Here is a 22,351-nt window from a genome sequence, read left to right as displayed (position 1 = left end):
GTCCGCCGCNTGATCTTCAAAAGCAAGCTAATGAAGATCCGCTCGACTTGCATGTATTAGGCACGCCGCCAGCGTTCGTCCTGAGCCAGGATCAAACTCTCCAAAAAAGAGTTATGAGTTAGCTCATAAAAGTTAAAACGTTGGCTCATGTCTTCTATAATAGAAGCATGATAATATTGTTTGTTGACGCTTGTTTGTTTAGTTTTCAAAGAGCAAATTGTTCAGTTCGTCGCCCAGAAGCGACTTTCATAATATATCATGTGACCGGCTTAATGTCAATCACATTCTTTATTATTTTCGCACCGCTGATTCATCATTTTTGCGACTCGCTCAGCAGCGACGTTTATTAATATATCAGGATATTTATCAAACGTCAATAATAAATATCAAAAACTTTTTCATCCTCTGGATATGTTCTTTTTCGCAGGCATATACTTCAGACATTCCTTTGGGGGCGCTACTCTTTTAAACAGCGAAAACAAAATTTGATATCGCTCTCTCATTGATCTTTTTACAATATGATCAATGCGTTCATCTTTCATATCAAATAAAATTTCATCCATCTCTCTTTTGATCAAGTATTCAATCTCTTTCCGTTCCTTCTCATTGATCAGAACACCAAGCATACATACACTCCTGTTCATTTTTCATAGTGATTGTAGTGTTATCTTTTTTCATGATTTTTATAATCAGCATTTTAATTATCATATCTTTTTAAATCCTGAATAAAAATTAGACAAGGAGTGCATTGGACGAGGTGGTGAGATTAATGAATTTCTTTTATGTGATGAATGCCAGGTCGATTAAAACTGTTTTTGTCATAGTGATCGCTGCTTTTTTTACAGCTTGGTTCTTCTACATGGAAAACATGGTCCAAATCCCTGCTTTTTCAGCCAAGGATGGTCCAAAAGCAATCTACAAAGGGGAAAAGGATTTAGCCCTTACCTTTAATATTGGCTGGGGGGACGAAAAAGCTGAACCGATCCTGGATGTCCTGGCCAAGGAAAAGACCGGAGCGGTGACCTTCTTTCTCTCGGGCTCCTGGGCAGAAAGGCATCCTGACCTTGTCAGCAGGATGGTGAAAGAAGGCTATGAAATCGGCATGCTCGGGTACGAGTATAAAGATTACACTGAGCTGGAGGAAGACAAAATCAGGAGAGACATCATGAAGGCACAGGAGGCGTTCAAGAAGCTGAATGTGAAAAACATTGAATTGCTCCGTGCGCCAACAGGCCATTTTGATCAACGCACACTGAAAATCGCTGAGCGGCTTGGCTATACGGTTGTCCACTGGAGTCTTGATACGAAGGACTGGACGAATCCCGGTACTTCGGTCATTGCCGAAAATGCCTCAAAGGCCAAAAAAGGCGACATCCTTTTGATGCATGCCTCTGATTCTGCCAAGCAAACGGCAGAAGCTCTGCCGCTTGTATTAAAAGATATTAAATCGAAAAATTTAAAGATGGTCACTGTCTCTGAAATGATCGCTAATGGTGACTCTAAATCAGCAGAAGTAAAATAACCGCCCAACTATGCGTTGGACGGTTTTTTTTGTGCCTTTTTATTTGGTGATTTTTTAGTTGTTTTTGCCTCGAGGGCCTTCCGCTCCTCCATGGACTTCTGATTAAGCTTGTGAAGGACCATCAATTGATATGCATTACAGATCAATAGCGGGAAAAGCATGAGGTATACCCAGCTATGCTCATTTACTCGCAGAACTGGCACCCATTCGATCACTGTCACGACAATCATGAAGAACATTGCTGGTATAAAGGCTTCCTTATTAGTTTGTTTTACCTTCAGGAATGCAACGATCAAGCCGGCAGCCAGCACGATTGCGGCAAGCCCTATGTATGGAAGGATACCTTCACCTTTTTCAGCAAAGGCGTTGTACCGGAGATATACTAGGTCGAACAGCACAAAGGCAATCAGGAGAACCTGCACGGAATTCCATATGGATTTAAATATGCCAAGCCCAAAACGGTGGATCGTCAAATAAGCAAAGAACCCCATTTGGCTAAGAATGCTAAATATAAGACCGACGCCCATTAGCCATACTAAAATTGAAAGGAATTCAAGAATGTTGAAATCACTTAACAGATGCTGGAATTCACTCCAGCGGACAATAAAGCCAACCACAGCGGTCGTTACTGCTCCAATAACCAGTGTGGTGAGAAACAAGTGTACCCAATTACGGCTAGTCACGATTTTTTCCCCCAAGAACGAAATTAAACTGCACTATATGATTGTACCAATGCGGGTTTGAAAAATCTAGGTGTCGTTATTTGTGTATAACAATTTGTCTTATTACTCATCCTAAAATTAGGGCTGTCTATGTGAAAGGGGATTAAGAGATGAAGAAATGGATAAGGTTTGTACTCCCCGCTTCCTTTTTATTTTTGGCTGCCGGCTGTGCTCCAACTGAGTCAGGCGGGGGACAGGTTGATTATGAAGAAACAAAGAAGATGGTTGTCGACATCCTGAAGACTGATGATGGCAAAAAGGCGATCCAGGAAGTCATGGGTGACGATGGCATGAAGGAAAAGTTGATAATGGACCAGCCGGTCGTTACCGATACAATCGAGAAAACATTGACTTCTGAAAAAGGCATGGATTTCTGGAAAAAGTCATTCGAAGATCCCAAGTTTGCTGAGAGTGTCGCAAAAAGCATGAAGAAGGAAAATGAAAAACTGCTGAAGGACTTGATGAAGGATCCAGAATATAAGGGCATGATGATCGAGGTCATGAAGGATCCCGAATTGGAAAAAGAGTTGACGAACGTTCTTAAAAGCAAAGAGTATCGGGAACATTTACAGAAAGTAATGAATGAAACATTTGAAAGTCCGCTGTTCAAAGCAAAACTGCAGGCATTGATTATCAAAGCCGCTGAAGAAATCCCAACCCAGAAGCAAGAAGGCGGCGACCAGGGCGGTGGCGATTCTGGCGGCGGCGGGGGCTCCAGCCAATCAGGCGGTGGATCTGGAGGACAATAAAAAAATTGCTAGTCCCAACCAGCGTTGAATGGACGACCAGCAAAGTGCTCTTTGACTCAATTGAGGGGCTGCTGCAACAGGTCGATGCTCGAAATGAATTTTACTGCCAATCCCAAAAATCAAGCCTCTCCGAAAAACGGAGAGGCTTTTTCTTTTACTTATTCTCAAGCATTTGTACGACTTCCTGGGCAATATTCGTATAGATTGCGCCAATCTTATCGTCTTCCTGATATATGGATGGAGCGAAGTCCTCTTCATTCCAGGTCGGCTGGCCTAATGGTAGCTTGCCCAACAGCTTCGTATTAAGCTCATCTGCTAATTTTTCGCCGCCGCCTTGTCCGAAGACATATTCCTTTTCCTCAGTCAGCTGGCTTTCAAAGTAAGACATGTTTTCAATGACTCCGAGAATTTCATGATCCGTCCTAAGCGCCATCGCACCTGCACGCGCGGCAACGAATGCAGCTGTCGGATGCGGAGTCGTCACGATGATTTCTTTACATGATGGCAGCATAGTGTGGACATCCAATGCTACATCCCCTGTTCCTGGAGGCAGGTCCAATAGCAGGTAATCGAGCTCGCCCCACTCTACTTCATTGAAGAAGCTGTTCAGCATTTTGCCAAGCATCGGCCCGCGCCAGATGATTGGTGCATTGTCCTCGACGAAGAAGCCCATGGAAATGACTTTCACTCCGTGTCTCTCAACCGGGATGATTCTTTCCCCTCTTACTACTGGGCGCTTTGTAATTCCCATCATGTCAGGAACACTGAAGCCGTAGATATCAGCATCAACCAGTCCAACCTTTTTGCCTAATTTTGCGAGTGAGACAGCCAGGTTAACCGAAACGGTAGATTTCCCTACTCCGCCTTTGCCGCTCGCGATGGCAATGAAGGTTGTTTTGCTGTTTGGAGAAAGCAGGCTGTCCTCTTCTTCTGGTGCTGCTGTCTGGAATTTCGCGAGAACTTCAGCAGGCAGGTCAAAGAATCGCAAGCCTACGGAAGCCGCTCCAGCGCTTTTCAGGATGTTGACGATTTCCGTTTGCAGCTGCAGCTGTTCTGCTGTACCCGTTTTAGCAATGCCAATTTTAACGCTTACATGGTTCTTCTCTTCTTTGATCTTTATTTCTTCGATGGCATTTAGCTCTTCGAGTGTTTTATGTAAAAATGGATCTTTAAGGTCCTTTAAGCTTTCACGTACCTTAGCTTCAGTAATCATATTGACACCTTCCTTTGTAAATTTTATCTCCATTGCCAGTATACCATATTGATAAAATTCCTAAGTGTTAAACCTATCACACATTTCTGAAAGATATTTTTTCCAATAGAATCTATTTTCCCCCAATAAAAAAGCTTGTTTTCGTAAAGATTGTTGTTAAAATCCAAAAGCCGATTTTAACGTGAGAAGAAGCCATTTTGTAGTTAAGTGTGTATGCTCTTTTTTCTAAATTAGCTTTAACTTTGTTAAGAAATATATGTCAATCAATCCAATTTTGTAGCCAAAAGCAACAAAGTTTGAGAAAAGAGCCGTAAAAAAAAAGAAGGATTCATCACCCTTCTCATTTTTCCCAGAATTTTTGATCGTCGGTAAAATATCTTAGCATTCCCTCATAGATAGAGGCTGCAACTTTTTCCTGGTAGGCCTCCTGCTTGAGGTTTGCCGCTTCTCCTGGATTTGACAGGAAGCCGATTTCCACCAGGACACCCGGCTTGTTCGTATGCTTCAACAGGTAAATGCTGTTTGCTGCCTTTGCATCCCGGTCCGTGTTTTCAAGGTTCCGGCGCAATTCTTCCTGGATGAGCTTGGCGGCCCGTTTGTTTTCTTTGAAATTGGTGGAGTAAAAAGTTTGTGCACCTCTCCATTTTGAAGATGGTATTGCATTTAAATGGATCGTCGCGAAAAAATCGGCTTCGGATTCGTTGATTAGATCAAGACGCCTTTTTAAATCCTGGACCTTTCGCTTGCTGTATCCCTTGAGGCCTTTATCCGCGAGGTCGATATCCGTCTCGCGCGTCATGATGACAAGCGCACCCTGCTGCTGGAGGTAATCCCGCAGCTTGAGGGAAACATTCAGCGCGATTTCTTTTTCAAAAGGGTCGTCATCCCCTGCCCCCGGGTCGACTCCTCCATGGCCCGGATCCAGATAGATGATTTTTCCTGAAAGCGGCAGGTTCCAGGATTCCCAAGAATCGTTTTCGGTAAAATCATATTGCAATATAAGGAACAGCACGGCGAGGCCGGCTGCGAATAATCCGATTTTAAGTTTCTTAAGCATGTTCTAAACCATCCTTCCTGCTAGTCCCTGATAATAAACTATATGGGACAGGTAGATGGTTTAGAACTATGCTGTTAATGCAGTCTCAGCTTATATTTCTTTTCACCCTTCATGAAGCCATCTCTCCACCAGCTCTCGACGTACTGCTCACAAAGGTAGTAAAGCTCTTCTGAACCGACTCCCTCTTCTCCCTTCCCCCAAAACAGGAAAAAGTTATACAGGGTGTCGATCAAATGGCGCTCTTCTTTTTCACAACGGGGCTTTACCGTTTCCATCGGCTCGCCGAAGTAGCCAAAGCGGCTGAACTTGGCGCCAAGTAAATACGCTTCGATCGCCACATCATAACAGGCTTCTTCGATTCCCGAGTTCATAATGAGATTGGAGGTTAACCTTGAAGAGCCAAAATATTGTTTCACCCTGGCCTGCAGGATGTTAAGGGATAGTTCACGGAGCATGGATCGCTCATATTTCACTTGCTTCTGCTTTTTTTTATCTATAAATGTCGTTACGACGTTCAAAGTTTTCTCACCCCTTAGGAAGTAGTGTTCAACCTGCGGGAGGGTGTAATGCAACCGGGACAGACGTTTCCTTTTCCAGTTTTCTCAGTCGTTTACTGAATAAAATAACATCGGACTCATTAGGATGAAATGCCCATAATTGGTTATTCTCTTACTATTAAAAATCACTACTATTGAAACTGTTGTTTAATTATCAGAATTGTTAGACTTGTTAATACACCCAGAACTCGCTTCAATTTTAATCTCTGAGGAGGGAAAGATATGGAGCAAGATGTTCGCGTTATACCTTACACATTGATCGCTGAAAAGGAAGATACCAAAGAAGTTCCACAAGGTGTGGAGTTAATCCAGGCACCGAAGCTTTGGGATCGGACGAAAGGCAAAGGAATGAAGATTGCTGTGCTCGACACAGGCTGTGAAACTACCCACCCTGATTTACAAGAGCGAATCATTGGCGGCAGAAATTTTACCGACGACGACCGCAGCAATCCGGATATTTATACTGATTATAACGGCCATGGAACCCATGTTGCAGGGACGATTGCTGCCCATGAAAATGATGATGGAGTTATCGGCGTAGCCCCAGAGGCAGGACTGTTGATCGTAAAAGTACTGAACAAGGCCGGCTCAGGAAAATATGATTGGATCATCAAGGGAATTCAATATGCGATTGACCAGGATGTGGATATCATCTCCATGTCTCTGGGCGGTCCCGCTGACGTCCCTGCGCTGCATGAAGTGATCAAAGCCGCTGTTGCTAAAAATATCCTCGTCGTATGCGCAGCGGGCAATGAAGGCGATGGTGATGACTCGACCAATGAATTTGCCTATCCGGGCGCCTATAATGAAGTCATCAGTGTTGGAGCCATAAACCTGGAAAGAGATTCTTCAGAATTCACTAACTCGAATAATGAGGTGGATGTCGTGGCCCCGGGAGAACGGATTACGTCCACTTATCTGAATGGTAAATATGCCACATTGAGCGGGACTTCGATGGCAGCGCCGCACGTGTCGGGCGCCCTTGCTTTAATCAAGACGCTCGCAAATGCCCAATTTGAGCGAGAACTGACAGAGACTGAATTATACGCTCAATTAATCAAACGTACAGTCCCGCTCGGAAATTCACCGAAGCTTGAAGGAAATGGTCTTGTCTATCTCACAGTTCCGGAGCACCTTGCTGAAATCTTTGGCCAGAGCTTCAAAACGATGGTTATGGATGCAATATGATTCTCTCGGCCAGCGAGGCGTACATTCACAATATCGAGAATAAACCGTATTATGATGCAGTACTGGACGCGAGAATGCGTGAGAGATATTATTGTGACGCTGTTTTCAGTGCAGAGGAACTCCATTTGCTGCTGGCAAGAACGCACACCCTCCATCTAAGATATTCACCGCATGAGTATGTTTATCCATGGGTGGACCTGCAAGAGAACCTTCAACTGAAGAGCCTCTATTCCGGCCAGGATCTTGACCCGGTTGAGGTAATCGAGGAAGATTTGCGACTAATCAAAACTCTTAAGGGAGGGGGATTTACAGCAAGTTCTGAAATTCTATTCAATACCGAACATGTTGTACCTCAATCATGGTTTGATGGTATGGAACCAATGCGAGGCGACCTCCATCACCTGTTCGCCTGCGAGCCTGCATGCAACAGCATGAGGAGCAATCATCCGTTTCATGATTTCCAGAACTATGAACCTGAGCTTGCTGCATCTGGGATCAGGTCCGGCTGCGGCATGGTAGAAGCAGGGAAATTTGAACCTGAATATGGTAAAGGATTTGTCGCAAGAGCCGTGTTTTATTTCAACTTAAGATATAAGGATGTCATCCAACTTGATGCTCAAATGGACTTTGAGGAACTACTCAGTTGGCATTTAGAACACCCAGTCACTTTATATGAAAAGCATCGAAATGCCGCCATCCAGGAATTGCAGGGAAACCGCAACCCTTTTATTGATTTTCCGGATATGGCAGAAGTTATGTTGGGCTTGTAAAAAAAAATGCCGCCTGAGCAAAGATAATGCTCAGGCGGTTTATTATGTGAAACGATTTTAATCCCCGTTGACAAGAATTTAATCCCCGTTGGGTCAAATATAATCCCAATTGTCCTCATTTTAATCCCCGTTACTTCGGTTATAATCCCCTTTGAGCTAAAAGTTACCTCGTTCCCCCCCGCTAAAAAAAGCGTAATTGGTTTTCCGTTTAGAATTCCTCTATCCCGAAACTTTACTTCCTCCTATTTTCCTCTAATTGCTAATACAATTCCGATGGCTGTCAGGGTAAGCTAATCCAGAATACAGAACGAAGGGATGGATATCTATGTCGATGGAATGGTTTGACCGGGTAGTCGGTGAGCTGCAGGATCATCTTGAGTCGATTTGTGAAAAATATGACCAGGAAGGCCAGATGGCGGTTGAAAGAGGATCCAAGCATCCACGAATTCAGTTCTTTGTGGACTATGAAGATGGTGAAAGAGATTATTTTTATATATTATACTTTGACCCGCATAATGAGGAATTTTATACAGAAACCTTCGACGAAGAGCTTGAGCAGCCAGCCAGAGTGATACTTTCGGATATTGATGACATTGTGGATGCGGTCCACGAGGGCTTCCATGATTACATAAACGATGACGAGGAGTTTGAAGTTGTTTATGCAGCAGAGGATGATGACACCTTATACTTGGATAATGAAGATGACGATGTAGATGATGATGATTTTTATATGACTGAGATCATCGACGACGACGACATCCTTGAAGAAATCGATGTGGAGTGGGAAACTCCTGAGGTTACCGCGTTCTTTAAAGAAGATGACGTGGAAGTGACGTATCAATTCGGACTGGTCGAAGCCACTGGAGACGGAGTCCTTCGCCGCATCAACCGGATTTGGACCGAAGACGATGAAATATTTAAAGATGAAACGAATTTCATTTTCACCAAAGAAGAAGCACCAACAATCATCGCGATGATCGCGAGCCATATGGATTCAATGACGGGTTACGAGGATTGATTTTTTAGGCAGAGGCATGGAAAAAGATGCCTCTGCCTTTTTATTATCCCTAAACGCTAAAGTCGAGTGGATTTAGGGATCCAGGGGAAAATGATTATACTCTCGGTTGAAAAATAAATAATATCGCCTCACTAGGAGTTGTTTCTTACAAAAAAAATTTTCAAATCCTATTGACGGGGTTCAAAATTTTATTGGCGATAATCCATTTTTATTGGCGATTTTTCTTTTTTATTGGCGAAAATCAGGATTTATTGGCGAACTGGAAATTCCGCACGTTTTTTTCCATTCACCAATTGATTATTTGCTTCACAACGCAAATAATCAAAAAAAGACCCCCAACCAAGTGGGAGTCTTTCGGAAGCGTAAAATTAACGCTTTGAGAACTGAGGTGCACGACGAGCGCCTTTAAGACCGTATTTCTTACGTTCTTTCATACGAGCGTCACGAGTCAGTAGTCCAGCACGCTTAAGTGTTGGACGGAATTCTGGGTCAGCTTGAAGCAATGCACGAGAGATACCGTGACGGATTGCGCCAGCCTGGCCAGTGTATCCACCGCCATTTACGTTAACGTGGATATCGTAGCTTCCTACAGTTTCAGTAGCAACAAGCGGCTGCTTTACTACTTCACGTAGTGCTGCGAATGGGATATAGTCTTCAATTTCACGATCGTTGATTGTAATTTTTCCAGTGCCTGGTACTAAACGAACTCGCGCAACGGAGCTCTTACGACGACCGGTACCGATATATTGAACCTGTGCCAAGTTAATTACCTCCTTAATAATTATCCGCGAAGTTCGTAAACTTCAGGTTGTTGTGCTTGATGTGGATGCTCGTTACCAGCATATACATGAAGCTTTTTAAACATTTGGCGTCCAAGAGAGTTCTTTGGAAGCATGCCTTTGATTGCAAGTTCAAGCATCTTTTCAGCGTAGTTTGTACGCATTTCAAGAGCTGTTCTTTGCTTCAATCCACCTGGGTGCATTGTGTGGCGGTAGTAGATTTTGTCAGTCAATTTCTTGCCTGTAAGTTCGATCTTAGATGCGTTGATGATGATTACGTGATCACCAGTGTCAACATGTGGTGTGAAAGTTGGTTTATGTTTACCACGTAGAATAGCTGCTACTTCAGTTGAAAGGCGACCTAGAGTCTTGCCTGCAGCGTCAACTACGTACCATTTACGTTCGATATTGTTGGCATTTGCCATAAACGTTGTACGCATGAGTTTCCCTCCTAAATAGTCAAAAAAAAATCAAGTTCATTTTGGTATATTTTCAAACACGATAAAGCTCTTCCGGGGCTGATCGTGGGTTTAAAATACATACATATGATATCTTAACCTGTGGTTGAGAGATTGTCAACACCAGGATTAGTTGTCATATCATTTTTTTGAAATTAATTTTCGAATTGATGATGTTCTTCTCCATAAAAAACCTTCCAAAGGTACAGTCCGTGTCCAGGCGCGGTCTTACCGGTCTGTGTACGGTCACGGGCCTCGATCAGCTGAGGCATGCTGCCGGCAGCTCTCTTGCCTGTCCCTACCTCCAGCAATGTCCCGACAAGGATCCTTACCATGTTGTACAGGAAGCCCTCGCCGACAAATCTGAATACAAGCAGGCCATTTTCCTCGTAAAAATCGATTTCCTGCAAAGTCCGCACCCGGTCTTCCACTTCTGTTTTCGCCGAGCAAAAACTAGTAAAATCATGTGTGCCAATAAGCAGCCTTGCCGCTTCCCTCATAGAGTCTAGATCTAGCTCATACTGGAACTGATAGGCATAATTCCGCTGAAAAGGATCGCGATTCTTGGATTGAAGCAAAAAATAACGATACTCCTTGCCTGCTGCATCAAAGCGAGCATGGAAATCCGGCCTTACTATTTCCACTGAACGGACGGCGATGTCGTCAGGCAGCAAGGAATTGAGCGCGATTTGCCATCTGGCCGGCTCAATTTCCAGCATCGTGTCAAAATGGATCACCTGGCCGCGGGCATGTACCCCTGCGTCTGTACGGCCTGATGCGCTCACCCTGATGCTTGTTTTATTCAGCCTCTCCAGTGCCTTCACCAGCTCACTCTGGACCGTCCTTTTGCCTGGCTGCACCTGATAGCCGGAAAAACCGGTGCCATCGTATGAGATTATACATTTGATTCGCGGCATAATGATTACCCTCTTAATACGAATAATAGGACCGTGACAGCTGCCAGGAAGAGAATCATCGAGGTATCGGCCATGCCCCATGTGAGCTGGCGGTATTTGGTACGTCCTTCTCCGCCCTTATAGCCTCTTGCCTCCATTGCGACAGCAAGCTCCTCGGCCCGCTTGAATGAGCTGATGAACAGCGGAATCAATAAAGGCACGATCGCCTTGATACGCTCTTTGACAGGGCCGCTGTTATACTCCACTCCGCGTGCCGTCTGAGCCTTCATGATTTTATCGGTTTCCTGCATGAGCGTCGGGATGAATCTTAAGGAGATCGACATCATCAATGCGAGCTCATGGACAGGGAACTTGAATTTTTTCAATGGATTCAGCAATGTCTCAAGTCCATCGGTAATCTCGATCGGCGTGGTCGTCAGAGTCAGCAGTGACGTCATGAGAATCAACAGCAGGAATCTGAGTGAAATGAATATCCCCTGCCTGAGGCCTTCCTCATAAATTTTCAGCCAGCCAAGCTCGAAGACAATATCGCCTTCCTTGGTCATGAAGATATGAAGCAGGAATGTAAACAGCACAAGCAAAAACACTGGCTTGAGCCCGCCATACAAGAACCTTAGCGGAATCCTCGACAATCCTACCATCAGGAAGGTGTAAGCTGCCAGCACAGCATAGGTCGGCACATTGTTGGCAATAAAAACAACGATGACAAACAAGAAGACCATAATCAGCTTTGATCGCGGATCCATCCGGTGAAGGAGCGAATCCCCCGGCACATAGCGGCCAAAAATCATTTTCTCCATCATTGTGGACCGCCCCCTTCCAAGAACTCTGCGACCATTTTCGCGAGCTCGTCTTCAGAAAGGCTGACCTTGCTGAATTTCGTATTGAAGGCTTCTTCTATCTTTAATTGCAGTCCGACAACTTCCGGTACATCGAGCCCAAGCTCCAGCAATGCGACTGGATCCGAGAATATCTGATCAGGTGTCCCTTTTGTAAAAACCTTGCCCTGATGCATGACAACTATTTCATCCGCATACCTGGCGGCGTCTTCCATGCTATGGGTGACAAGAACAGTTGATAGATTCCTTTTTTTATGAAGAGAATAAAATAAGTCCATAATTTCTTTCCGTCCGCGAGGGTCCAACCCTGCAGTCGGCTCGTCCAGTACGATGACCTCTGGCTCCATCGCCAGCACACCTGCGATGGCAACCCGCCGCATCTGTCCTCCTGAAAGGTCAAACGGCGATTTTTCAAGGATGTCTTCAGGCAATCCTACGAGCTTGAGTGCTGCGATGGCACGTGCCTTTGCTTCGCTTTCAGAAACGCCAAAATTCATCGGGCCAAACATGATATCCTTTTCCACTGTCTCTTCGAATAACTGATGCTCCGGGAATTGGAAGACGATGCCCACCTTTTCGCGGACACCCTTCAGGTTCTTCTCTTTCCGTCCTGCCTTGATTTCCCGGCTGCCGATCAAGACAGAGCCTTTTGTTGGTTTCAACAGCGCATTCAGGTGCTGAAGAACGGTAGACTTCCCTGAACCTGTATGGCCAATGACAGCAAGGTATGTGCCAGAAGGGATATCAATTGAAACATCCGAAATCGCAAGACGTTCGAACGGGGAATCAGCCTGGTAACGATATTCTACATTTTTGAGTGAGATGTCCATAATTCCGTCACCAGCTCTTCTTCTGTTAAATATGTTTTCGTAAGTCCTATTCCTTTTTGACGCATGATCTTGCTCATTTTTACCGGGAATGGGATATCCAGACCCAGCTTGACCAACTCTTCATCCATCTCGAAAATCTGTTCGGGAGTACCTTCACGATAAAGCTCCCCTTTGTTCATGACGATGATCCGATCTGCTTTCGCAGCCTCTTCAAGATCATGTGTGATCGAAATGACTGTGATGTTTTCGCGGTCTTTCAATTCTCGTACGGTTTCAATTACTTCTGCCCGGCCCCTTGGATCAAGCATCGATGTCGCTTCGTCCAAAATGATGATAGCAGGCTGCAAGGCAATCACACCCGCTATGGCGACACGCTGTTTCTGGCCGCCTGACAGATGGTGCGGCTCTTGATTCAGAAAGGTTCCCATTTTGACTTTATCAAGTGAAGTCTGTACACGCTCAACCATCGTCTCCCGTGGCACGCCGTGATTTTCCAGACCAAAAGCCACATCATCCCTTACCGTCGTTCCAACGAACTGGTTATCAGGATTTTGAAAGACCATTCCTACATTTTTTCTTACTTCCCACACTGTATCTTCAGACAACACAGTCCCGCATACTGTGATCGTGCCTTCCTGCGGAAACTGAAGACCATTCAATAATTTTGCCAGCGTCGATTTACCTGAACCATTATGACCGACAATCGCCAGCCATTCTCCTTCTGAAATATCGAAGGTGATGTTTTTAAGCGCAGGCGTCTGCTGCTCTTCATAGCTGAACGAAACACCTTCTATACGTACTAGTGGTTTGCTCATCTCCGCCATCCTCTCGACTCTTCTTCACTGTCTCTTCTCTTTTGATTTCTACTAGTCATCATTATACAAAAATCTCTGGATATAAAAAAAGCCTGCACCTCTCCCCGAGCGGAAGCGATCCGCGAATTGCAGGTCCATAAAAGGACTGGGGAGAAGTGCATGAGCTAGACGAGACAGGCAGAACAGCTCCGGTACGTAATCGATCGAGGATCAATCCACCGATCCCTGGATGCTTTAAATCCCACGGAATAACCGGCCGATGGGGCCAGTGAACTCTTCTTTCCAAGTGGCCTGCGCATCATAACGCTCGTTTTTGGCTTGTGCTGCTTTTTTTAGTTTTCGTAAGGGAATGACCCTGTATAGCAAAAAAAGGGGATGAAACAAGTTTGTATAAACTGTCCATCGCCCTTGTTTGAGTGTTTAATGGTATTAAACTAACTCGATAATTACCATTGGCGCACCGTCACCGCGACGTGGTCCAAGTTTCATAATACGAGTGTATCCACCTTGGCGCTCTGCGTATCGTGGAGCGATGTCAGCGAACAATTTTTGAACTGCATCCTGGTTTGTTTCAGCGTTTGCAACTTCGTGGCGAACCCAAGCAGAAGCTTGACGGCGAGCATGAAGATCTCCGCGCTTTCCAAGAGTAATCATTTTCTCAACAACTGAACGAAGCTCTTTTGCACGTGTTTCAGTAGTTTCAATACGCTCATTGATAATCAAATCAGTTGTTAAGTCACGTAGCATTGCTTTACGCTGGGCACTTGTGCGTCCTAACTTTCTGTATCCCATGAGTGTTTCCCTCCTTTGTTGAAGTCATAAGCCGGCAGTGTTACGACTGTCAGCAAAATGGCCAGTCAATCAATAACTCAGTCATCTTTGCGTAAGCCTAAGCCTAGCTCTTCTAGTTTAGCTTTTACTTCTTCTAGTGATTTTCTGCCAAGGTTGCGTACTTTCATCATATCTTCCTCTGTCTTGTGAGCAAGCTCCTGGACAGTGTTGATACCAGCACGCTTTAAGCAGTTATATGAACGAACAGAAAGATCAAGTTCCTCAATCGTCATCTCAAGGACTTTTTCTTTTTGGTCTTCTTCTTTCTCTACCATGATCTCAGCATTTTGAGCTTCGTCAGTCAAACCGACAAAAATGTTCAAGTGCTCAGTCAGGATTTTTGAACCTAGTGCAATAGCTTCCTTAGGACCAGTGCTGCCATCTGTCCATACGTCAAATACCAGCTTGTCATAATTCGTCATTTGCCCTACGCGTGTGTTTTCTACTTGATAAGATACTCGTGAAACCGGTGTGTAGATAGAGTCGATAGGAATGACACCGATCGGCTGGTCTTCACGCTTATTCTGGTCAGCAGGATTGTATCCGCGTCCTCTTCTAGCATTCAGGCGCATACGCAATGAACCTTTGCTTGAAAGAGTTGCAATGTGAAGATCCGGATTAAGGACTTCTACATCACTGTCATGCGTGATTGAAGCTGCAGTGACTGGACCTTCGCCCTGAACATCGATTTCAAGTGTTTTCTCTTCATCAGAGTAGATTTTCAACGCTAACTTCTTAACGTTTAGAATGATTGATGTTACATCTTCTACGACGCCTTCAATTGTTGAGAACTCATGAAGTACTCCATCGATTTGAATCGATGTGACAGCTGCACCTGGGAGTGAGGATAATAGGATACGACGTAAGGAGTTACCCAAAGTTGTACCATATCCACGCTCAAGCGGTTCTACGACAAACTTGCCGTACTTGGCATCATCGCTGATCTCAACCGTTTCGATTTTTGGTTTTTCTATTTCGATCATCAAATATACCCTCCTTCAAAACGTCGAAACCCCGGCAGGTTTTTTTTCCTTACCGAAATTCCCCCATGTATACGTTCCCGTTTGTGCACAACAACTGGATTAATGTTTTCTGTATACCTAGAAAATATTTGTATCATATCCCATTATAGACAGGAGTACAAATTCTATACAGAAAAATTAAACACGGCGACGTTTTGGCGGGCGGCAGCCGTTATGTGGAACTGGAGTTACATCTTTGATTGCTGTAACTTCAAGACCTGCTGCTTGAAGAGCACGGATTGCTGCTTCACGACCAGCACCTGGTCCTTTAACAGTAACCTCAAGTGTTTTTAGACCATGTTCCATAGAAGTCTTAGCTGCAGTTTCTGCTGCCATTTGTGCTGCGAATGGAGTGGATTTACGTGAACCCTTGAAACCAAGCGCACCTGCACTAGACCATGATAATGCATTACCATGTACGTCTGTAATTGTTACGATAGTGTTGTTGAAAGTTGAACGAATATGCGCAACTCCACTTTCAATATTCTTTTTGACGCGGCGTTTGCGTGTATTAGTTTTACGAGCCATTTAAATGTTACCCTCCTTTACGGATTATTTTTTCTTGTTAGCTACAGTCTTACGAGGACCTTTACGAGTACGTGCGTTGTTCTTCGTGTTTTGTCCGCGAACAGGCAATCCACGACGATGACGCAAGCCACGGTATGAACCGATCTCCATTAGACGCTTGATGTTTAGTGAAACTTCACGGCGAAGGTCACCTTCAACCTTTAACTTGTCAATGATATCACGGATTTTGTTAAGTTCTTCCTCAGTAAGGTCGCGAACGCGAGTGTTTTCAGAAACACCAGCCTCAGCAAGAACTTTCTCAGCAGTTGATCTGCCGATTCCGAAAATATATGTTAAAGCAATAACTACACGCTTTTCACGTGGAATATCTACACCAGCAATACGTGCCATCTAGATGCGCACCTCCTTTAATATTAACCTTGTTTTTGTTTATGTTTAGGGTTTTCACAGATCACCATTACTTTGCCTTTTCTGCGGATAACTTTGCATTTTTCACAGATTGGCTTAACAGATGGTCTCACTTTCATTACTCTAACCTCCTTGATAGTACGGAGTCACGGTTTATTTAAAGCGGTAAGTAATTCTTCCGCGAGTCAAATCATATGGAGAAAGCTCAACTGTTACTTTATCTCCAGGCAGGATCCGAATGAAGTGCATTCTGATTTTGCCGGAAACATGAGCCAACACTGTATGACCATTCTCTAATTCTACCTTAAACATTGCATTCGGCAAAGTTTCTAATACTGTGCCTTCAATTTCAATTACATCATCTTTCGCCATAAACTGGTCTCCCTTCTTTATTCAAATTCGTATTAAATCATAGCCCGCTGACGCGGAATGGAACTTTCTATTTGTGATACGGCATGCAATCGAGAATATTGTTGAAAAATATTCAACCTTATGATTATAACATAAAGCTGGCTTCCCGTCCGCATAGAAAATCATTTTTGCCTATTTTAAGACTAAAAAAACAGAATCAGACGGCTGAACACCGTGATCAGGCTTTTGTTAAAATCTCAAAACCAGTTTCAGTGATCGCAATGGTATGCTCAAAATGGGCACACATTTTACCGTCAACCGTTACAACAGTCCAATTATCGGCTAACGTATTCACATAGCGGCTTCCTGCATTCACCATCGGTTCTATGCATAGAACCATTCCAGGCTTCAGCCTCGGACCTCTGTTGGGAGGGCCGTAATGAGGAATTTGCGGGTCTTCATGCAATTCTTGCCCAATTCCGTGGCCGACATACTCACGAACAATAGAAAAACCTTCTGATTCCACATACGTTTGAATTGCATGGGAGATGTTCGAAAGATGTTCCCCAGGCTTAGCTTCTTTCAGTCCTCTGAACAGTGACTCTTCTGTCACGTCCAAAAGACGCTGGCTTTCCTCATCAACCTTGCCTACCGGGTAAGTCCAGGCGGAATCCCCGTGGTATCCGTTGTACTTTGCTCCGATATCGATGCTGATGATGTCGCCTTCCTTAAGAACCCGATCGCCAGGTATCCCGTGAACTAGTTCTTCATTAACGGATGCACAGATGCTGCCGCGGAAACCATTATAACCTTTAAAAGAAGGAGTTGCACCTTGTTTGCGGATAAAGTCCTCAGCAATGGCATCCAGCTCTTTGGTTGTAATGCCAGGAGCAATGTGTTTCTTCAACTCCTGATGTGTCAGCGCTACAATGCGACCTGCTTCCCGCATAATTTCTATTTCACGAGGGGTTTTGCATATGATCATTAATTTAAGCCCCCAAGCAACTCTTCGATATCAGCAAAAACGACACCAATGTCCTGCTGACCGTTGATATTGCGTAAGTAACCTTTATCTTCATAGAAGTTCAACAGAGGCTTTGTTTGCTGGATATTAACATCCAGACGATTTTGAACTGTTTCTGCATTATCATCAGCGCGCTGGTAAAGCTCGCCGCCACAACGGTCACAAACGCCTTCCTTTGCAGGAGGATTGAACACTAAGTGGTAAGTCGCTCCACAGTTTTTACAAATCCTGCGTCCTGTCAAACGCTCCATTAGGATACTCTGATCCACATCGATGTTGATGACATAATCAATTTTTTTGCCAAGATCAGCAAGCATGCTGTCCAGTGCTTCAGCCTGTGCAACTGTGCGTGGGAATCCATCGAGAAGGAATCCATTTTCACAATCTTCTTTGCTTAAGCGCTCACGGACAATCCCGATCGTTACTTCGTCAGGAACAAGCTCTCCCTTGTCCATGAATGATTTTGCCTGTAATCCAAGTTCCGTTCCTTCTTTGATAGCTGCACGGAACATATCTCCAGTTGAGATATGAGGGATGTTGTATTTACCAACAATTTTATCGGCTTGCGTGCCCTTACCGGCACCCGGAAGCCCCATCAGAACCAAATTCACAAGTTTTCCCCCCTCAGTCTCTATTAAAGATTCAAGGGACACGAGTCCCCTAAATCTTATTTTATAAAGCCTTTATAATGGCGTTTTACAAGCTGAGCTTCAAGCTGCTTCATCGTTTCAAGCGCAACGCCGACAACGATCAGCAAGCTAGTTCCGCCAATCTGTACCGATTGAGGCAGACCAGCGAATTTAATAAAAAACACTGGCAGCACAGAGATAACTGAAAGGAATAGCGCACCAACCAAAGTCAGGCGGTAAAGGACCCTTGTCAAATATTCCTGTGTATTTCTTCCCGGACGAATACCAGGGACATATCCACCCTGCTTCTTCAGGTTCTCGGCTACTTGTTCAGGATTCACTTGGATGAACGCATAGAAATACGTGAACGCGATGATTAACGCCACATAGACGACCATGCCGATCGGCTGGGTGTAATCAAACGTCTTCTGGATCCAAAGTGTCACATCATTCGTGCCGAAGAACTGAGCGATTGTCGGAGGTGTAACGATAAACGAAATCGCGAAGATAACCGGGATGACACCAGCTGCGTTCACTTTCAAAGGAAGGTGAGTGTTCTGGCCGCCAACCGAGTTGTTTCCTGCGCTCATGCGCTTAGCGTACTGGATCGGTATTTTACGTGTTGCCTGCTGGATAAAGATAACACCAACAATGATTGCGATAACAGCCAATAAAATCAACAGGACAGTCACAATACGTAGGAACAGAGCGTCGCCTGCGTCAGAGAACTGCTGTGCAAAGATCTGGTTGGCCATCGTCGGAATACCGGCAACAATACCTGCAAAGATAATGATTGAAATACCATTTCCTACGCCTTTTGCCGTGATCTGCTCACCGAGCCACATTAGGAATGCAGTTCCAGCAGTCAGAACAAGGGCAATCATCAGGTAAGAAGTGATACCGGCATTTTGAATCAACATTCCGCCTGCCATGTTGTTAAAGCCATAAGACATACCGAGTGCCTGGATAAAACCAAGAACGATCGTAAAATAGCGGGTAAACTGAGCTAATTTACGGCGTCCGACTTCACCTTGTTTGGACCATTCAGTAAACTTTGGCACAACATCCATCTGCAAGAGCTGGATGATGATTGAAGCGGTGATGTACGGCATGATTCCCATCGCGAAGATAGAGAAGTTCTTTAGCGCACCGCCGCCGAATGTGTTCAGCACTCCGAAGACACTCATGTCATCTTGTGCTCTCAAAATATCTGCATTTACGTTCGGTACAGGAATAAATGTACCGAGACGAAATACAATCAACATTAAAAGGGTGAAGAGAATTTTATTTCTAATTTCACCCACGCGCATAAAATTGGAGATTGTCTGGAACATTAAATCACCTCAGTTTGACCGCCGGCAGCTTTAATCGCTTCCTCGGCTGCAGAGGAGAACTTATGAGCTTTAACAGTCAATTTCTTCTCAAGGCTTCCCTTAGCAAGGATCTTAACACCTGCAAGTTCTTTCCTGACAAGACCTGTTTCGATTAGAAGTTCTGGAGTTACTTCAGTTCCATTGTCGAATACGTTCAGGCTATCAAGGTTAACGACTGCGTACTCTTTACGGTTGATGTTCGTGAAACCGCGTTTAGGCAAGCGTCGGAATAAAGGAGTTTGACCACCTTCAAAACCAGGGCGTACACCGCCGCCAGAACGAGCGTTTTGACCTTTATGACCTTTACCAGCAGTTTTACCTTGACCAGAACCGATACCACGTCCAAGACGTTTGCGTTCTTTACGAGAACCTTCTGCAGGCTTTAATTCATGAAGTTTCATGTTGGCACCTCCTTATTTTAAAAAGGTTAAATTATTTTTCAGTGACTGTAACCAGGTGAGAAACTTTGTTGATCATGCCGCGGATTGCTGCATTATCTTGTTGCTCAACTGTTTGGTTCATTTTACGTAAGCCAAGAGCCTTAACTGTTTCGCGCTGATCTTGCGGACGGCCGATCAGGCTGCGAGTGAGGGTAATTTCTAATTTGTTAGCCATTTGATTTCCCTCCTTATCCTAACAGTTCTTCCACAGATTTACCGCGAAGTTTTGCTACGTCTTCTGCACGCTTAAGTTGAGAAAGACCTTCAAGAGTTGCACGAACCATGTTGATTGGAGTGTTAGTTCCAAGTGACTTAGACAGGATGTCAGCAACACCTGCTAATTCTAGTACCGCACGAACTGGTCCGCCAGCGATAACTCCTGTACCTTCAGAAGCAGGCTTCAGAAGGATTTCACCAGCGCCAAAGTGTCCGATAACCTGGTGTGGAATTGTAGTACCAACCATAGGTACTTGGATTAGGTTTTTCTTCGCATCTTCGATAGCTTTGCGAATCGCTTCAGGTACTTCTTGTGCTTTACCAGTACCCATGCCGACATTACCATTTTTATCTCCTACTACTACTAGAGCAGAAAAACGGAAACGGCGTCCACCTTTAACAACTTTAGCAACACGGTTAATCGTAACTACGCGTTCTTCAAGTTCAAGTTTGTTTGGATCAATACGACGCATCTTTGTATGTCCCTCCTTTTTCTATTAAAATTCTAAGCCGTTTTCGCGGGCAGCATCAGCAAGTGCCTGGATGCGGCCATGATAGAGGTATCCGCCACGGTCAAATACTACTGACTTATAACCTTTTTCTACAGCACGCTTAGCGATCAATTCACCGATTTGCTTTGCTGCTTCCAGGTTATTGCCTTCAACATTCACTTCTTTATCTTGAGTAGAAGCACTCGCTAGAGTTACTCCATTTACATCGTCGATTAGTTGAGCATAAATGTGCTTGTTAGAACGGAACACATTTAGACGAGGACGAGCTTCAGTTCCGCTAAGTTTCGCACGGACACGACCGTGTCTCTTACGGCGAGTAGCGTTTTTATCAGCCTTCGTAATCATTTACGTCACTCCTTTCGTTAACCTATGCGGCATTACTTACCTGTTTTACCTTCTTTGCGGCGTACATATTCGCCTTCATAACGAATACCTTTGCCTTTGTAAGGCTCTGGCGGACGTACGTCACGGATGTTAGCAGCCAATGCGCCAACACGCTCTTTATCAGTACCTTTAATAACGATTTTCGTATTAGAAGGAACTTCGACTTCAATGCCTTTTTCTGGCTCGATTTCAACCGGATGAGAGTATCCTACGTTAAGTACAAGCTTGTTACCTTGCTTAGAAGCACGGTAACCTACACCTACTAGCTCAAGACCTCTTTCGAATCCTTTAAAAACACCCTCAACCATGTTAGCAAGAACCGCACGAGTCGTTCCGTGCAATGCACGATGTTCTTTGTTATCAGTTGGACGAGAAATGTTGATTACGTTCTCTTCGATCTTGATTTCGATGTCAGAGTGAAAAGTACGAGACAATTCACCTTTTGGTCCTTTTACTGTTACGTGATTGTTATCAAGAGTAACAGTAACACCAGCTGGAATTTCAATTGGTTTTTTACCTACGCGTGACATTTGTTGCACCTCCATTCATTCAGAAAAATCTATTACCAAACGTATGCTAAAACTTCTCCGCCCACTTGCTTAGCGCGAGCTTCTTTGTCAGTTAAAACGCCGTTTGAAGTTGATACTAGTGCGATACCTAAACCGTTAAGTACACGAGGTACTTCAGTTGATTTTGCATAAACGCGAAGTCCTGGCTTACTGATTCTCTTAAGACCAGTGATAACACGCTCATTGTTTGCACCGTACTTCAAGAAGATACGGATGATACCTTGCTTATTGTCTTCGATATATTCAACGTCACGCACGAAACCTTCACGCTTAAGGATCTCAGCGATTTCTTTTTTAATGTTAGAAGCAGGTACTTCTAATTTTTCGTGACGAACCATATTCGCATTACGAATACGAGTTAGCAAATCTGCAATCGGATCTGTCATGACCATTTAATTTACCTCCTTCCAGAGCTTTCAGTTTTACCAGCTAGCTTTTTTCACACCAGGAATTTGTCCTTTGTATGCTAATTCACGGAAACAAATACGGCAAAGCTTAAATTTGCGGTATACAGAGTGCGGACGGCCGCAGCGCTCACAGCGAGTGTACTCTTGTACTTTGTATTTAGGCGTGCGTTTTTGTTTCGCAATCATTGATTTCTTAGCCACGTTTTCGCCTCCCTCTTATTAG

The 22,351-nt window shown here is 44.4% G+C and carries 32 protein-coding genes and 1 rRNA gene; 5 read left to right on the top strand and 28 right to left on the bottom strand.

Annotated features, from left to right (window positions below; genetic code table 11):
* Together ACNAZ4_RS21450 and ACNAZ4_RS21445 are read right to left on the bottom strand one after the other, a co-directional pair.
* Positions 1–107, bottom strand: a 16S ribosomal RNA gene (locus tag ACNAZ4_RS21450); the annotation flags it as partial.
* Positions 108–398: 291 nt separating this feature from the next.
* Entirely contained in the window at positions 399–626 is a 228-nt protein-coding gene (locus ACNAZ4_RS21445; protein WP_415817953.1) for a hypothetical protein, read from the bottom strand.
* 143 nt (positions 627–769) lie between these two features.
* Between ACNAZ4_RS21445 and pdaB the strand changes: the two genes are divergently transcribed.
* The gene (gene pdaB, locus ACNAZ4_RS21440; protein ID WP_415817951.1) at positions 770–1,522 is read left to right on the top strand and encodes a polysaccharide deacetylase family sporulation protein PdaB; all 753 of its coding nucleotides are present in this window, start codon (positions 770–772) and stop codon (positions 1,520–1,522) included.
* A gap of 8 nt (positions 1,523–1,530) precedes the next feature.
* On the opposite strand, the gene ACNAZ4_RS21435 is transcribed toward pdaB, so the two are convergent.
* Positions 1,531–2,205, bottom strand: a complete 675-nt coding sequence (locus tag ACNAZ4_RS21435) for a KinB-signaling pathway activation protein (RefSeq protein WP_415817949.1) — start codon at positions 2,203–2,205, stop codon at positions 1,531–1,533.
* Positions 2,206–2,354: 149 nt separating this feature from the next.
* On the opposite strand from ACNAZ4_RS21435, the gene gerD reads away from it, so the two are divergent.
* Positions 2,355–2,993, top strand: a complete 639-nt coding sequence (gerD, locus tag ACNAZ4_RS21430; protein WP_415817947.1) for a spore germination lipoprotein GerD — start codon at positions 2,355–2,357, stop codon at positions 2,991–2,993.
* Between the two features lie 154 nt (positions 2,994–3,147).
* Here the strand turns inward: gerD and ACNAZ4_RS21425 are convergent, their stop codons facing one another.
* The 3 genes from ACNAZ4_RS21425 to ACNAZ4_RS21415 form a co-directional block, all read right to left on the bottom strand.
* On the bottom strand, positions 3,148–4,206 hold the full coding sequence (locus ACNAZ4_RS21425; protein ID WP_415817945.1) for an Mrp/NBP35 family ATP-binding protein: 1,059 nt from the start codon (positions 4,204–4,206) through the stop codon (positions 3,148–3,150).
* A gap of 340 nt (positions 4,207–4,546) precedes the next feature.
* Positions 4,547–5,263, bottom strand: coding sequence for an N-acetylmuramoyl-L-alanine amidase CwlD (gene cwlD / locus ACNAZ4_RS21420; RefSeq protein WP_415817943.1), 717 nt, complete (start codon positions 5,261–5,263; stop codon positions 4,547–4,549).
* A gap of 74 nt (positions 5,264–5,337) precedes the next feature.
* Positions 5,338–5,781, bottom strand: a complete 444-nt coding sequence (locus ACNAZ4_RS21415; RefSeq protein ID WP_415817941.1) for a YbaK family protein — start codon at positions 5,779–5,781, stop codon at positions 5,338–5,340.
* A 261-nt stretch (positions 5,782–6,042) separates the two neighbouring features.
* Between ACNAZ4_RS21415 and ACNAZ4_RS21410 the strand changes: the two genes are divergently transcribed.
* The 3 genes from ACNAZ4_RS21410 (at position 6,043) to ACNAZ4_RS21400 (ending at position 8,796) form a co-directional block, all read left to right on the top strand.
* A complete protein-coding gene (locus ACNAZ4_RS21410) occupies positions 6,043–7,008 on the top strand; it encodes a S8 family peptidase (protein ID WP_415817939.1) in 966 nt (321 codons plus the stop codon).
* The gene (locus tag ACNAZ4_RS21405; RefSeq protein WP_415817937.1) at positions 7,005–7,778 is read left to right on the top strand and encodes an endonuclease I family protein; all 774 of its coding nucleotides are present in this window, start codon (positions 7,005–7,007) and stop codon (positions 7,776–7,778) included. Before ACNAZ4_RS21410 ends, ACNAZ4_RS21405 begins: the two co-directional genes overlap by 4 nt.
* Before the next feature lie 325 nt (positions 7,779–8,103).
* Positions 8,104–8,796 (top strand): hypothetical protein, encoded by a 693-nt coding sequence (locus ACNAZ4_RS21400; RefSeq protein WP_415817934.1) that lies wholly within the window; start codon positions 8,104–8,106, stop codon positions 8,794–8,796.
* A 368-nt stretch (positions 8,797–9,164) separates the two neighbouring features.
* Here ACNAZ4_RS21400 and rpsI read toward each other — a convergent pair whose 3' ends face one another.
* The 22 genes from rpsI to rpsN all read right to left on the bottom strand — a co-directional run bounded on the left by rpsI (position 9,165) and on the right by rpsN (position 22,329).
* A complete protein-coding gene (gene rpsI, locus ACNAZ4_RS21395) occupies positions 9,165–9,557 on the bottom strand; it encodes a 30S ribosomal protein S9 (protein WP_167834112.1) in 393 nt (130 codons plus the stop codon).
* 20 nt (positions 9,558–9,577) lie between these two features.
* On the bottom strand, positions 9,578–10,015 hold the full coding sequence (gene rplM / locus ACNAZ4_RS21390) for a 50S ribosomal protein L13 (RefSeq protein WP_079504238.1): 438 nt from the start codon (positions 10,013–10,015) through the stop codon (positions 9,578–9,580).
* Positions 10,016–10,188: 173 nt separating this feature from the next.
* Entirely contained in the window at positions 10,189–10,950 is a 762-nt protein-coding gene (truA, locus tag ACNAZ4_RS21385) for a tRNA pseudouridine(38-40) synthase TruA (RefSeq protein WP_415817931.1), read from the bottom strand.
* A gap of 5 nt (positions 10,951–10,955) precedes the next feature.
* The gene (gene cbiQ, locus ACNAZ4_RS21380; RefSeq protein WP_415817929.1) at positions 10,956–11,753 is read right to left on the bottom strand and encodes a cobalt ECF transporter T component CbiQ; all 798 of its coding nucleotides are present in this window, start codon (positions 11,751–11,753) and stop codon (positions 10,956–10,958) included.
* On the bottom strand, positions 11,750–12,619 hold the full coding sequence (locus ACNAZ4_RS21375) for an energy-coupling factor ABC transporter ATP-binding protein (RefSeq protein ID WP_415817927.1): 870 nt from the start codon (positions 12,617–12,619) through the stop codon (positions 11,750–11,752). Before ACNAZ4_RS21375 ends, cbiQ begins: the two co-directional genes overlap by 4 nt.
* A complete protein-coding gene (locus ACNAZ4_RS21370) occupies positions 12,595–13,434 on the bottom strand; it encodes an energy-coupling factor ABC transporter ATP-binding protein (protein WP_415817924.1) in 840 nt (279 codons plus the stop codon). The genes ACNAZ4_RS21375 and ACNAZ4_RS21370 overlap by 25 nt, the downstream gene beginning before the upstream one ends.
* Before the next feature lie 429 nt (positions 13,435–13,863).
* Positions 13,864–14,226 (bottom strand): 50S ribosomal protein L17, encoded by a 363-nt coding sequence (rplQ, locus tag ACNAZ4_RS21365; protein WP_144481247.1) that lies wholly within the window; start codon positions 14,224–14,226, stop codon positions 13,864–13,866.
* A 77-nt stretch (positions 14,227–14,303) separates the two neighbouring features.
* Positions 14,304–15,248, bottom strand: coding sequence for a DNA-directed RNA polymerase subunit alpha (locus tag ACNAZ4_RS21360; protein WP_144481248.1), 945 nt, complete (start codon positions 15,246–15,248; stop codon positions 14,304–14,306).
* Between the two features lie 177 nt (positions 15,249–15,425).
* On the bottom strand, positions 15,426–15,815 hold the full coding sequence (gene rpsK, locus ACNAZ4_RS21355; RefSeq protein ID WP_023626407.1) for a 30S ribosomal protein S11: 390 nt from the start codon (positions 15,813–15,815) through the stop codon (positions 15,426–15,428).
* Positions 15,816–15,839: 24 nt separating this feature from the next.
* Positions 15,840–16,205, bottom strand: a complete 366-nt coding sequence (gene rpsM, locus ACNAZ4_RS21350) for a 30S ribosomal protein S13 (RefSeq protein WP_415817921.1) — start codon at positions 16,203–16,205, stop codon at positions 15,840–15,842.
* Between the two features lie 23 nt (positions 16,206–16,228).
* The gene (gene rpmJ / locus ACNAZ4_RS21345) at positions 16,229–16,342 is read right to left on the bottom strand and encodes a 50S ribosomal protein L36 (RefSeq protein ID WP_003156543.1); all 114 of its coding nucleotides are present in this window, start codon (positions 16,340–16,342) and stop codon (positions 16,229–16,231) included.
* Positions 16,343–16,376: 34 nt separating this feature from the next.
* Positions 16,377–16,595 carry a translation initiation factor IF-1 gene (gene infA, locus ACNAZ4_RS21340; RefSeq protein WP_019157108.1) on the bottom strand — a complete coding sequence of 73 codons (219 nt, stop codon included), beginning with the start codon at positions 16,593–16,595 and terminating at the stop codon, positions 16,377–16,379.
* Between the two features lie 217 nt (positions 16,596–16,812).
* Complete coding sequence (gene map, locus ACNAZ4_RS21335) at positions 16,813–17,559, bottom strand: type I methionyl aminopeptidase (RefSeq protein ID WP_415817919.1); 747 nt, start codon at positions 17,557–17,559, stop codon at positions 16,813–16,815.
* Entirely contained in the window at positions 17,559–18,209 is a 651-nt protein-coding gene (locus ACNAZ4_RS21330) for an adenylate kinase (protein WP_415817917.1), read from the bottom strand. The genes map and ACNAZ4_RS21330 overlap by 1 nt, the downstream gene beginning before the upstream one ends.
* A 56-nt stretch (positions 18,210–18,265) precedes the next feature.
* Positions 18,266–19,561 (bottom strand): preprotein translocase subunit SecY, encoded by a 1,296-nt coding sequence (secY, locus tag ACNAZ4_RS21325; protein ID WP_415817914.1) that lies wholly within the window; start codon positions 19,559–19,561, stop codon positions 18,266–18,268.
* On the bottom strand, positions 19,561–20,001 hold the full coding sequence (gene rplO, locus ACNAZ4_RS21320) for a 50S ribosomal protein L15 (RefSeq protein ID WP_415817911.1): 441 nt from the start codon (positions 19,999–20,001) through the stop codon (positions 19,561–19,563). The genes secY and rplO overlap by 1 nt, the downstream gene beginning before the upstream one ends.
* A gap of 31 nt (positions 20,002–20,032) precedes the next feature.
* On the bottom strand, positions 20,033–20,215 hold the full coding sequence (gene rpmD / locus ACNAZ4_RS21315) for a 50S ribosomal protein L30 (RefSeq protein WP_079504252.1): 183 nt from the start codon (positions 20,213–20,215) through the stop codon (positions 20,033–20,035).
* A gap of 13 nt (positions 20,216–20,228) precedes the next feature.
* Positions 20,229–20,729 carry a 30S ribosomal protein S5 gene (rpsE, locus tag ACNAZ4_RS21310; protein WP_041966517.1) on the bottom strand — a complete coding sequence of 167 codons (501 nt, stop codon included), beginning with the start codon at positions 20,727–20,729 and terminating at the stop codon, positions 20,229–20,231.
* Positions 20,730–20,753: 24 nt separating this feature from the next.
* A complete protein-coding gene (gene rplR, locus ACNAZ4_RS21305) occupies positions 20,754–21,113 on the bottom strand; it encodes a 50S ribosomal protein L18 (protein WP_415817908.1) in 360 nt (119 codons plus the stop codon).
* 32 nt (positions 21,114–21,145) lie between these two features.
* Complete coding sequence (rplF, locus tag ACNAZ4_RS21300) at positions 21,146–21,682, bottom strand: 50S ribosomal protein L6 (protein ID WP_415817906.1); 537 nt, start codon at positions 21,680–21,682, stop codon at positions 21,146–21,148.
* A gap of 32 nt (positions 21,683–21,714) precedes the next feature.
* Positions 21,715–22,113 carry a 30S ribosomal protein S8 gene (gene rpsH / locus ACNAZ4_RS21295; RefSeq protein WP_023626417.1) on the bottom strand — a complete coding sequence of 133 codons (399 nt, stop codon included), beginning with the start codon at positions 22,111–22,113 and terminating at the stop codon, positions 21,715–21,717.
* A gap of 30 nt (positions 22,114–22,143) precedes the next feature.
* Positions 22,144–22,329: a 30S ribosomal protein S14 gene (gene rpsN, locus ACNAZ4_RS21290; protein ID WP_009499044.1), complete on the bottom strand. Its 186-nt coding sequence runs from the start codon at positions 22,327–22,329 to the stop codon at positions 22,144–22,146.
* Positions 22,330–22,351: the final 22 nt, after the last annotated feature.

The organism is Mesobacillus thioparans (assembly GCF_965138835.1).
In the GTDB taxonomy this organism is placed as follows: Bacteria; Bacillota; Bacilli; order Bacillales; family Cytobacillaceae; genus Mesobacillus; species Mesobacillus thioparans.
The sequence above is the reverse complement of the archived record's forward strand: the minus strand, read 5'-3'. Positions and strand labels throughout refer to the sequence as shown.